Source organism: Campylobacter hyointestinalis subsp. lawsonii (assembly GCF_013372165.1).
GTDB lineage: Bacteria > Campylobacterota > Campylobacteria > Campylobacterales > Campylobacteraceae > Campylobacter > Campylobacter lawsonii.
The window spans coordinates 951,661-962,835 of the sequence record NZ_CP053828.1; the positions used below are offsets into that span (position 1 = coordinate 951,661).

Below are 11,175 nucleotides of genomic sequence, written 5' to 3' on the forward strand. Positions count from 1 at the left end.
TAAGTTTAAGCTCCTAAAAAATCGTCAATTATTATTTTATTTTCAAGTATTAATTCATCATCTTTTTGTTTTAACAAAATTTCTAAAAATATATCGTTTATCTTATACTCTCCGCGTCCTATTTTTCTTATAAGTCCCATATCTTCTAAAGAGCTATGAATGCTATATAAGCTTTTAGGATTTAAATTTGGACTATAAGCGTTTGCTATCGCGTGCAAAACTTCATAATGAGATTTCTTTTGTTTAGTTTTGGAAATAAGCTCTTCTAGATAAGGCTTATTTGCGATTATGACAGAAGTTAAAACTTCAACGCACAAACTATAATCTATAAATTTAATACTCTCAACAGTAGTTTTATAGTACAAAGTTTGCAATACTTGGATAGAATAATCTGGATGTCCGTTTAGAAATTTCAGCATATCTGATAGTGAGTGATCCAAACTGATATCTTTTTTATCAAACACTTCTTTAGCATAGTCAAACAACTCTTCTATATCTAGCCCATCTAGCTTTATAATCTTAGCAAAATGAAAAAAAGGCGAAATTTTAGAAGAAAATATCTTTGTCATTACACTTTCTATGCTTCCTAAAAAAATATAAGTAACGTTTTGATGATGCTGGACTACTGAGCGAATTTGCTCCAATATAAAATCATCGCTTATACGCAAAATATCTTGAAACTCGTCAAATACAAATTTAATATTTAAATTCTTTTTTTTAGATATTTTTTCCACCACTTCTAAAGAGTGTAAAAAATACTCTCTTTCATCTTTAACGCCATTTTCTAAATGCTTTAAAGTGATCTCACCTATATCATCTATTTTTACTTTTTGTATTGTTTTTAGAAGCTCGGTGATAGACTTTTTAAATTGCTCAAAAAAGCCGTAGATACCGGCAAATCCATAAGCTTTTTCTAAAATTTGATTAGATAATGAAGCTAAGTCCATCGCTCTTCTTAAATCTATATAAATATAATTAAAAGCTTTTTCATGCTCAAAAACTTGTTTTATCAAAGAAGTTTTACCAAATCTCCTAGGAGCTTTAATCATAATATGTTGATTATTTTCCAAATAAGCTTTAAATATCGGTAAATGCTTTTTTCTATCTATAAAATCATCGCCTTTTACAGGGCTTCCTGTTTTAAACATATCGGCTCCTTATCTATTTATTATTTAGATTATTGTAGCTTTTATTTTATTAGATATAGTTTAAGATAGATAATTATATCTAATTATTTTATAGATGCTTGTATTGCTATTTATAAAAATTTTTAAAGTAAAAAAGCTTCCTGATATTAACAGTTTACATTAAATATCTGATTTTGATATATCCGAATAAAAAGTGTAGCAGTCTCTACCTTTTACTTTTGAAAAGTACAGGGCTTTATCGGCATATTCATAAAGATGATCAAAGCCATTTGCACCTAGCACAAGCGCTTCTAAAGCATACGCGCCAAGCAAAGCCTTATCTATACTATTTTGCATTTGCGATATTTGATTTTTCATCAATAAATTTAGTTCTTTATGATTATTTTTGTGAATAATGTAAGAAATGATCGCAGTAAAAAATATCGCCATAATAAGCAAAAAGGCGACTAAATATTTTGATACTTTTATTTTTTCATTGCTTTATACTTTCTGCGCTAGTCTAAAATAAATTTAACTGCGATAAATTCGTTGCATTATATTATATTTTTTAACAAATAAAACATAAGTTTATATCAAAATAACTATCTTTTGCAAAGTTTTTAAAATATTTTGATTTAGGAATTTAGAAAACTTCACGCATCCTCAATACATAAAATTTGATTTATTCCGTCTTGATTTAGCTAGTGTATTTTCATTTTATATTGCATTTTTATCCTTGATTAAGAAGCTCAAAGTGTAGCAAATTTAAAATCAACGTTAAATAAAACAATAAAATTTACACAATTTTTATTATAATTCAAATAATTTTGACAATTTATCAAACTAAAACTAGAATTTATCTGATGTTTTCTTCTATAAATTTAGCTTTAAGATTTCTAAGATTTTGAGATAAAGACACTTTATAAATATGAGGATTCAACAGTCTTTTATATGACTCATCTAAACTAGCAAGCCCTGTTTGCATAGTCGTGCGGCTCTGGATAAGTACACACTTATCACTAAGTCTTGAAGTCACACGCTTACCATTTGAAAAACACTGTTTTAACAATGGTTCTACTTTTGCAGGTTTGCAAGAAAACTGCCTATAATCCATCATTGGATGATAAAATCTATACTGGATATTTGGCTCTATGATCTCAGAGTCTAAAGTCAAAATATCGGCTATAGCCATATCATTTTCATCATATAGTCTATACACATTTTTTACGCCTGGATTTGTCATTTTAAATGGATTATCACTAAATTTCATAGTAGGTTTTATGCAGTTTGTCTCATCGCTTTTTGCACATAATTTATATACTCCAGCAAATGAAGACTCGCTGCCACCAGTAACCATATGGGTACCAATGCCCCAACTATCAATAGGAACATTACTAGCTACGAGAGTACTGATGATCTCTTCTGTGAGTTCGTTTGATACAGATATCTTAGCACCGAAGAATCCAGCTTTGTCTAATTCTCTGCGTACTTCCTTTGCTAGATATGAGATATCCCCAGAATCCAGCCTTACGCCAAAATTATAACCTTTTTTAACAAGCTCTCCACCTACTATGATAGCGTTTTTGATGCCTGATCTTAGAGTGTCATAAGTATCTATCAAAAAAACAGAGTTTTGAGGATAAATCTTTGCATAAGCTCTAAAAGCTTCAAGTTCGCTAGAAAAAGACATAACCCAAGAATGCGCCATGGTTCCCATAGTAGGAATACCATAAATCTTACTAGCCAAAGTATTTGAAGTGCCTGCTGAGCCACCTATATAAGCGGCTCTTGAAGCACTCATAGCCCCGTCAAATCCCTGAGCTCTTCTAAGCCCAAATTCCATTATAGGTGCACCTTTTGCCGCAAGCCAAATTCTAGCTGTTTTAGTAGCTATAAGACTTTGGAAATTTAGCGTGTTTAAGACTATACCTTCTATGATCTGAGCTTCTATGAGATTTGCATGTATTCTAAGCAACGGCTCATCGGGGAAGACAACACTACCCTCATCTACCATATAGATATCGCCGCCAAATTTAAAATCTCTCAAATAGTCTAAAAAATCATCATCAAATATCATCTGAGATCTTAAAAAATCTATATCTTCACTTTTAAATTTAAACTCGCTGATGATGTCAAGTAAAGTGTGGGCTCCGGCAAAAATAGCAAAACCACTATTAAATGGATTTTTTCTAAAAAACATATCAAATACAACTTTGTGATTGATATTTTCTTTATAGTAACCTTGAGCCATTGTAAGTTCGTAAAAATCAGTAAATAAAGCATTGAAGTATTTAAATTTATCCAAAATACGCCTTTTATAAATATTGGTATTTAAATTTGTTCAAGATTGTATATCAAATATTTTTAAAGTATATTTAAATAATGAAATATAGAAGTAAATCCGCCAAAAAGCGGATTTAAATTTAAGACTTAAATATTTTTAAAAACACTCTAGTTTGAAGTTTGGAACTAGGTTGAAATTTAAATATTTATAAATTTCAGCTTCTTTACCAGCGAGTTTTGCAGGAACTATCTTCATATACTCTTCTACACTTGGAAGTCTTCCTAGCATAGCACACACCGCTGCAAGCTCAGCAGAACCTAGATAAACCTTAGCTCCCATACCCATACGATTATCAAAGTTTCTTGTAGAGGTTGAGAATACTATAGCATTATCAGCGACTCTAGCTTGGTTACCCATACATAGTGAGCATCCTGGCACCTCTGTCCTAGCACCGGCTGCACCAAATAGTGAGTATCTACCCTCGGCTCTTAATTGAGCTTCATCCATTTTTGTAGGTGGGACAACCCATAATCTAGTAGGCACTTGACCTTCGCCTTTTAAGACTTCGCTTAAAGCTCTATAATGGCCGATATTTGTCATACAGCTACCTACGAAAACTTCATCTATATTTTTAGGGCGTTTTGGATCAGCTAAAATTTCACTTAAAGTAGCCACATCATCTGGGTCATTTGGACAAGCTAAGATCGGCTCAGTGATCTCATCCATATTGATCTCAATTATAGTGTGGTATTTCGCATTTTTATCAGCTTGTAATAACTCTGGATTTTCTAGCCATTTTTTCATCTTATCACGGCGACGAGCTAAAGTTTTATCACTGCCATATCCCGCTTCTATCATAGCGTCAATTAGAGTTATATTTGATTTTAGATACTCTATTACAGGCTCTTTATTTAGAGCGATAGCACATGCTGCGGCACTTCTTTCAGCACTTGCGTCGCTTAATTCAAATGCTTGTTCTACTTTAAGATCTGGCAAACCTTCAATCTCAAGTACCTTACCGGCAAATACATTTACTTTGCCTTTTTTCTCTACTGTTAAAAGACCTTTTTTGATAGCGTAATATGGGATAGCATTTACTAGATCTCTTAGAGTTATGCCCGGTTGCATCTTACCACTAAATCTTACCAAAACTGACTCCGGCATATTTAATGGCATTGAGCCTAAAACCGCCGCAAAAGCTACTAGACCACTACCTGCTGGGAAACTTATACCGATAGGGAAACGAGTATGAGAGTCGCCGCCTGTTCCTACTGAATCAGGTAAAACCATTCTATTAAGCCATGAGTGGATAACGCCATCACCTGGTTTTAAGCTCACACCACCACGACTAATCATAAAATCTGGTAAAGTTTTATGCATCAAAGCGTCTGTTGGTTTTGGATAAGCTGCTGTGTGGCAGAAGCTTTGTAATACAAAATCAGCCGAAAATCCAAGGCTTGCAAGCTCTTTTATCTCATCTCTTGTCATTGGGCCTGTTGTATCTTGGCTACCTACTGTTAGAGTGATAGGCTCTACATACATACCTGGGCGAACACCATCTAATCCACAAGCACGGCCGACCATTTTTTGTGCTAGAGTGTAACCTGCACTATCATCACTTGCTGGTTGTGCTGGTTTAGTAAAGATATCTTCACTACCTAAATTTAGCTCAGCCCTAGCCTTAGCACATAGGCTTCTAGCTATGATTAGCGGGATTCTACCACCGGCTTTTACTTCATCTTTTAGGGTATTTGGCTCAAGTTTGAAAGTTTTTATAACTTTACCATCTTTTACTATTTCGCCTTTGTATGGGTAAATTTCAATCTCATCACCGGTTTCTAAGCCATCTACATTTACGATAATTGGTAAAGCACCGCTATCTTCAGCTGTATTAAAGAATATTGGAGCGATGATGCTACCTAGGATTACACCACCTGTTTTTTTGTTTGGGATTCCTGGAATTTCACGACCTATATGCCATTGAATTGAGTTAATACCGCTCTTTCTTGAGCTACCTGTTCCAACTACATCACCTACATAGACAACTTCACGACCACTTTTTTTAAGCTCAGCAATTTTTTCTAAGCTACCTGGTTGGCGTTTCATTAACATAGCATTTGCGTGAAGTGGTATATCTGAGCGACTAAATGCCTCACTAGCTGGACTTAGATCATCAGTATTAGTCTCGCCTGGGACTTTAAATACTATAGCCTCGATCTTTTCAGGGATATCATCTCTAGATTTAAACCACTCAGCATTTGCCCAACTTTTGATAACTTCAGCGGCAAATTTATTTCCCTCTTTAGCAAGGTGTGCTACATCATTAAAGTAATCATGAACAAAAATTGTATTTTTTAATACATCAGCTGCAGCTTTTGCTACGCTCTCATCACTACTTCTAAGAGTAGCCACAAGCACTATAACGCTATATCCGCCAAGCATTGGCTCAAGCATTTTTACAGCATCAACTTTGCTAATTAAACTACAATTTAAGCCGTGATTTATAATCTCATTTAAAAACTCAGCTTTAACCTTTGCTGCCTCATCAACGCCTGGATTAACACGATTTGCTAATAAATCAACAAGTTCAGCACTAGCAGATGATTTAAGTAATTCGCATACCTCTTTTGTCTGCTCTTTAGTAAGTGGAAGTGGTGGAATACCAAGTTTTAAACGCTCTTCTTTAGCCTTATTATAATCATCAAAAAAGCCCATAATTTTTCCTTTAATAAAATTTTTATTATAATTCTATCATAATTAACAAAACTAAAAAAGAAAAAATAAACTTAAATTTGATATTTTATAATTGCTTAAAGAAAAGTGTGAATAATCTTCACAAATAAAGGATAAATTTTGGAAACGGCTTACATAAAATCCCCTATCGGAAACTTAAAAATAACAGATGATGACGGAGAAATAATTCGGTTGGATTTTTGTGATGAGTTTATAGATACAAGCATAACAAATGAGAACTTAAAACTATGTGTAGATGAACTAAATTTATATTTTCAAGGAAAACTTAAGACATTTAAGACGAAAATTAAACTAAGTGGAACGGAATTTGAACAAAAAGTTTATAAAGCCTTACTTAAAATTCCATACGGTAAAACTGCAACTTATAAGGATATAGCTATAAATTTAGGTTTGCCAAAAGCAGCCCGCGCCGTGGGAAATGCTAATGGAAAAAATAAAATTCCTATCATAGTGCCTTGTCATAGAGTGGTCTCAGTGACAAATTTAGGAGGATATAGTGGTGGAAATGGACTTGAAACAAAAAAATCTCTACTAAATTTAGAAAAAGCATATTTATAAAATCCAAATAAAAATAATTTTCAAGTTTTGCCCAAATTGCAAGGGCAAAACTATTATAAACTTCAGTTTTTATATCCTAAAATATTTAGCCCAAAGCCTTTTATAGCAACAAACTCTTTACATTCGCTAGAACTAAGTATTTCTATATCTTTAGCACCAAAATGCTTTAGGATCTGAGCTCCTACGCCGTAATTTTTAAATAAATTTGAATTAGAGTCCTCTCCGTCTAAGAAGATCAAAATCCCACCCTCTTTACTAAGTAGTTCAACATGAGAGATAAACTCGCAGTATTTTGCAGAGCTAAGAAGTTCGATATCTGTTCTAATCTTATGAAATTTGACGTTTGTTTTGTCTTTGATATCTCCAAAGACAAAGGCGACATGTTTGTTGTCTAAATGATCAATAATTTCGCATTTTTTAGCCTTAAAACCAGCCACACTTCCATCTGCAAACTCACTTACGTTTATAAGTTTTTCATGATGCAAACGATACTCTATGATATCAGAAACGCTTACCATATTTAAACCAAATTTTTTACAAAAAATCTCTAAATCATCACGTCTTGCCATAGTCCCATCATCATTTACGACTTCACATATAACTGAAACTGGAGCGAGTCCAGCTAATTTACATAGATCTATGCTTCCTTCAGTATGTCCTGTGCGCTCCAAAACACCGCCTTTTTTAGCAATAAGAGGAAAAATATGACCAGGACGCACAAAATCTTCACTTTTGGTATTATAATCAACAAGCATTTTTATCGTCATATCACGCTCATAGGCGCTTACTCCGGTGGCTGCTTGTTTGGCATCTATACTAACTGTAAATGCAGTTTCATGGTAGCTTGTATTTGAGCTTACCATAGGAACTAGCTCAAATTTATCTGCCAACTCTTTAGTCACAGGCGTACATAACACTCCTTTTGCGTGACTTATCATAAAATTTACTTTTTCTATGTCGCTAAAACACGCAGCATAAACTATATCGCCTTCATTTTCTCTATCTTCATCATCAACCATTACAACCATTTTTCCATTTTTTATATCATCTATCGCCTGCAAAACTTTTTCAAAAGCCATAAAATCACCTTTTTTCTTATTTTTGCCAAATTATAAGCCAACATTTAAAATACTAAATAAATAATTTAGATTTTTTATATCTGAATTATTTATTTTACTAATGCGTTAAATTTTTTATGTTACAATCCATTTAAATTTAAAAAATCGGGAGAAAAATCAGTGAGAGTATTATTGATAAAAGACGTAAAAGGTCTAGGAAAAGCCGGTGAGATAAAAGAAGTAAAAGACGGCTACGGAAATAACTTTTTGATAGGTAAGGGTTACGCAAAAGCAGCAACAAGCGCTGTCTTAAAACAATTTGAAGCCGAAAAACGCAAAGAAGCAGAACTAAAAGAGTATGAAATCGCTCAATCAAACAAACTAAAAGATGAACTAAAAAATATTAAAATCACTATAAAATCAAAACTTGGAGCAAATGGAGCGCTATTTGGAAGCGTAACAAAAGATGAGATAGCAAACGCGATTAAATCCCAAAAAGGTTATGATATAGATAAAAAAGCTATCGAATGCGACCATATAAAAGCTACTGGAATTTATGAAGTCTTGGTTAAATTAGGCAACTCTATCACAGCCAAATTTAGTCTAGAAGTGGTAGGCGAGTAATGTTCCACGCTACTACGATTTTAGCTTATAAAGGAAAAAACGGCTCTATTATCGGCGGTGATGGGCAAGTCAGTTTTGGAAATACTGTTTTAAAAGGCAATGCCGTAAAAATCAGAAAATTATACGGAGGAAAAGTTTTAGCAGGATTTGCAGGTAGCACAGCAGATGCTTTTAACTTATTTGATATGTTTGAGAGGATTTTAGAAGGCGCAAAAGGTGATGTTTTAAAAGCTGTTATAGAATTTAGTAAAGAGTGGAGAAAAGATAAAGTTTTACGAAAACTTGAAGCTATGATGCTTGTTTTAAATAGAGAGCATATATTTTTACTAAGTGGCACCGGGGATGTGGTAGAACCTGAAGATGGTAAGATAGCAGCCATAGGAAGTGGTGGCAACTACGCCTTATCAGCAGCTAGAGCTTTAGATAAATTTGCAGATATGAATGAAGAAGAGCTAGTAAAAGAGAGTTTAAAAATAGCTGGAGAAATCTGTATATATACAAATACAAATATAAAAACTTACGCATTATGGGATGAAAAATAGATGAATTTAACACCAAAAGAGATAGTAAAATTTTTAGACGATTATGTAATCGGTCAAGATGACGCAAAAAAAGTCATAGCCATAGCCCTTAGAAATAGGTATCGCCGTCTTAAACTAAACAAAGAAGAGCAAGAAGATATAATACCCAAAAATATACTTATGATAGGATCAACTGGAGTTGGAAAAACCGAGATCGCAAGAAGACTTTCTAAAATGTTTGGTTTGCCTTTTATAAAAGTCGAAGCTAGTAAATATACTGAAGTCGGCTTCGTCGGACGCGATGTTGAATCTATGGTGCGAGATCTTGCTGTAGCAAGTTTAAATTTAGTTAAAAAAGAAGAGCGAGAGAAAAATAGTTCTAAGATAGATGAATATATAGAAAAGAAGATCTTAGAAAAACTTCTTCCGCCACTTCCAAAAGGTGCTAGTGAAGATAAATTAAAAGATTATGAAACTAGCTATGAAAAAATGAAAGAAAAGCTTAAAAAAGGCGAACTAGACCATCTAAATATAGAACTAGACATAGATCAAGCTACTTTTGAGGCAGGTTCAAATATACCACCTGATATGGCAGCTATGCAAGAAAGTTTTATAAAAGTCATAGGTATAGCAAATAAAAAAGTAAAAAAAGAATTTAAAGTAAAAGATGCTAAAGAAGCACTAAAAACAGAAGCTAGTGAAAAAATCTTAGATATGGATAGTATAAAGATTGAAGCATTAAGAAGAGCCGAAAATGAAGGCATCATTTTTATCGATGAGATAGATAAAGTTGCAGTTTCTAGTAACAATTCAAGTCGTCAAGATCCAAGCAAAGAAGGTGTGCAAAGAGATCTACTTCCTATCGTTGAGGGATCGAGCGTGACTACTAAATTTGGTAGTATAAAAACAGATCATATCCTATTTATCGCAGCAGGAGCATTTCATATAAGCAAACCAAGCGATCTCATACCAGAACTTCAAGGAAGATTTCCACTTAGAGTAAATTTAGATAGCCTTGATGAAAATGCACTTGTGCAAATACTTACAAAACCTAAAAATTCACTTCTTAAACAGTATAAAGCACTATTAAAAACTGAAGATGTGGAGCTTGAATTTGATGATGAGAGCATAAAAGAGATAGCAAAAATCACTCAAAATGCAAATGAAAATGTCGAAGACATCGGAGCTAGAAGACTTCATACGGTGATAGAACGCGTGCTTGAAGATATAAGTTTTAAAGCAGACGAATACAAAGGTCAAAAAATAACCATAACAAAAGAGATGGTGCGTGAAAAATTAGATTTTGTATGTAGCGATCAAGATCTAGCAAAGTATATATTATGAAAAGCGGTTTTATAAGCATCATAGGACGTACTAATGCAGGAAAAAGTAGTCTTTTAAACTATCTTTTAAATGAGAAAATTTCACTTGTATCACACAAGCAAAACGCGACTAGAAGAAAGATAAATGGAGTCGTAATGCACAAAGAAAATCAAGCCATTTTTGTTGATACGCCAGGACTTCATGAAAGTGCTAAAACCATGAACAAACTCATGGTTGAAGCTGCTATAAAATCTATAGGAGATTGTGATCTACTGCTTTTTGTGGCAACCATTTTTGATAATCTAAGCGATTACGAAAAGTTTTTAAGCCTAAAAAGAGACGTTCCACATATCATAGCCCTTACAAAGATCGACGAAGCAAACGATAAGCAGATATTTGAAAAGTTAAACGAATATCAAAAATACGCAGATCATTTCAAAGCAGTTATTCCAACAAGCATAAAAAAACAAGCATACAAAAAGATACTTTTAGATGAAATTTGCAAATACCTACCAGAACACGAATACTTTTATGATCCGCAGTATATCACTACGACAAATCAAAAAGATATATTTAGAGACTTTATACTAGAAGCGATCTATGAATGCGTTAGTGATGAAATTCCATATTCTAGTGATGTCAGTATAAAAAAAGTAGTCGAAAAACAGGATATTACCGAAATTTACGCTACTATCATCACAGATAATCGTCATCATAAAAGCATATTGATAGGGAAAAATGGTCAGACGATAAAAAGGATAGGAATAACTGCTAGAAAAACAATAAATACGCTGCTACAAAATAAAGTATTTTTAAGCTTAAATGTAGAGATAGATAAGAACTGGAATAGCGATGAGCAAAGGGTTAGAGAACAATTTTTGTATTGACTTTTTATAAGCTTTTTGTTACAATGCATAAAATATTTA

The 11,175-nt window shown here is 33.2% G+C and carries 10 protein-coding genes; 5 read left to right on the forward strand and 5 right to left on the reverse strand.

Annotated features, from left to right (window positions below; all coding sequences use genetic code 11):
• Window positions 1-5: 5 nt before the first annotated feature.
• From CHLWT_RS04875 to CHLWT_RS04890, 4 genes are all read right to left on the reverse strand, one after another.
• The gene (locus CHLWT_RS04875; RefSeq protein WP_112000125.1) at window positions 6-1,148 is read right to left on the reverse strand and encodes an AAA family ATPase; all 1,143 of its coding nucleotides are present in this window, start codon (window positions 1,146-1,148) and stop codon (window positions 6-8) included.
• Window positions 1,149-1,307: 159 nt separating this feature from the next.
• Window positions 1,308-1,577 carry a hypothetical protein gene (locus CHLWT_RS04880; protein ID WP_143211865.1) on the reverse strand — a complete coding sequence of 90 codons (270 nt, stop codon included), beginning with the start codon at window positions 1,575-1,577 and terminating at the stop codon, window positions 1,308-1,310.
• A 406-nt stretch (window positions 1,578-1,983) separates the two neighbouring features.
• On the reverse strand, window positions 1,984-3,432 hold the full coding sequence (locus CHLWT_RS04885; protein WP_111948296.1) for a nicotinate phosphoribosyltransferase: 1,449 nt from the start codon (window positions 3,430-3,432) through the stop codon (window positions 1,984-1,986).
• Between the two features lie 135 nt (window positions 3,433-3,567).
• Window positions 3,568-6,126, reverse strand: coding sequence for a bifunctional aconitate hydratase 2/2-methylisocitrate dehydratase (locus tag CHLWT_RS04890; protein WP_112000126.1), 2,559 nt, complete (start codon window positions 6,124-6,126; stop codon window positions 3,568-3,570).
• Between the two features lie 138 nt (window positions 6,127-6,264).
• Between CHLWT_RS04890 and CHLWT_RS04895 the strand changes: the two genes are divergently transcribed.
• The gene (locus CHLWT_RS04895) at window positions 6,265-6,723 is read left to right on the forward strand and encodes a methylated-DNA--[protein]-cysteine S-methyltransferase (RefSeq protein WP_063998210.1); all 459 of its coding nucleotides are present in this window, start codon (window positions 6,265-6,267) and stop codon (window positions 6,721-6,723) included.
• Window positions 6,724-6,785: 62 nt separating this feature from the next.
• On the opposite strand, the gene CHLWT_RS04900 is transcribed toward CHLWT_RS04895, so the two are convergent.
• A complete protein-coding gene (locus tag CHLWT_RS04900) occupies window positions 6,786-7,802 on the reverse strand; it encodes a bifunctional 3,4-dihydroxy-2-butanone 4-phosphate synthase/GTP cyclohydrolase II (protein ID WP_111995525.1) in 1,017 nt (338 codons plus the stop codon).
• A gap of 159 nt (window positions 7,803-7,961) precedes the next feature.
• Here CHLWT_RS04900 and rplI point away from each other — a divergent pair, with 159 nt between their 5' ends.
• From rplI to era, 4 genes are read left to right on the forward strand one after another with little or no spacing between them, the layout of a single operon-like run.
• Window positions 7,962-8,405 carry a 50S ribosomal protein L9 gene (rplI, locus tag CHLWT_RS04905; protein WP_112000127.1) on the forward strand — a complete coding sequence of 148 codons (444 nt, stop codon included), beginning with the start codon at window positions 7,962-7,964 and terminating at the stop codon, window positions 8,403-8,405.
• Window positions 8,405-8,947, forward strand: coding sequence for an ATP-dependent protease subunit HslV (hslV, locus tag CHLWT_RS04910; protein ID WP_059425460.1), 543 nt, complete (start codon window positions 8,405-8,407; stop codon window positions 8,945-8,947). Before rplI ends, hslV begins: the two co-directional genes overlap by 1 nt.
• Window positions 8,948-10,270 (forward strand): ATP-dependent protease ATPase subunit HslU, encoded by a 1,323-nt coding sequence (gene hslU, locus CHLWT_RS04915; RefSeq protein ID WP_063998214.1) that lies wholly within the window; start codon window positions 8,948-8,950, stop codon window positions 10,268-10,270.
• Window positions 10,267-11,136, forward strand: a complete 870-nt coding sequence (gene era / locus CHLWT_RS04920; RefSeq protein WP_111968374.1) for a GTPase Era — start codon at window positions 10,267-10,269, stop codon at window positions 11,134-11,136. The genes hslU and era overlap by 4 nt, the downstream gene beginning before the upstream one ends.
• Window positions 11,137-11,175: the final 39 nt, after the last annotated feature.

What these genes read in the sequence shown, in the direction of transcription:
- CHLWT_RS04875 (WP_112000125.1), bottom strand. Translation starts at nt 1,148, where the DNA reads ATGTTTAAAACAGGAAGCCCTGTAAAAGGCGATGATTTTATAGATAGA.
- CHLWT_RS04880 (WP_143211865.1), bottom strand. Translation starts at nt 1,577, where the DNA reads ATGGCGATATTTTTTACTGCGATCATTTCTTACATTATTCACAAAAAT.
- CHLWT_RS04890 (WP_112000126.1), bottom strand. Translation starts at nt 6,126, where the DNA reads ATGGGCTTTTTTGATGATTATAATAAGGCTAAAGAAGAGCGTTTAAAA.
- CHLWT_RS04900 (WP_111995525.1), bottom strand. Translation starts at nt 7,802, where the DNA reads ATGGCTTTTGAAAAAGTTTTGCAGGCGATAGATGATATAAAAAATGGA.
- hslV (WP_059425460.1), top strand. Translation starts at nt 8,405, where the DNA reads ATGTTCCACGCTACTACGATTTTAGCTTATAAAGGAAAAAACGGCTCT.
- hslU (WP_063998214.1), top strand. Translation starts at nt 8,948, where the DNA reads ATGAATTTAACACCAAAAGAGATAGTAAAATTTTTAGACGATTATGTA.
- era (WP_111968374.1), top strand. Translation starts at nt 10,267, where the DNA reads ATGAAAAGCGGTTTTATAAGCATCATAGGACGTACTAATGCAGGAAAA.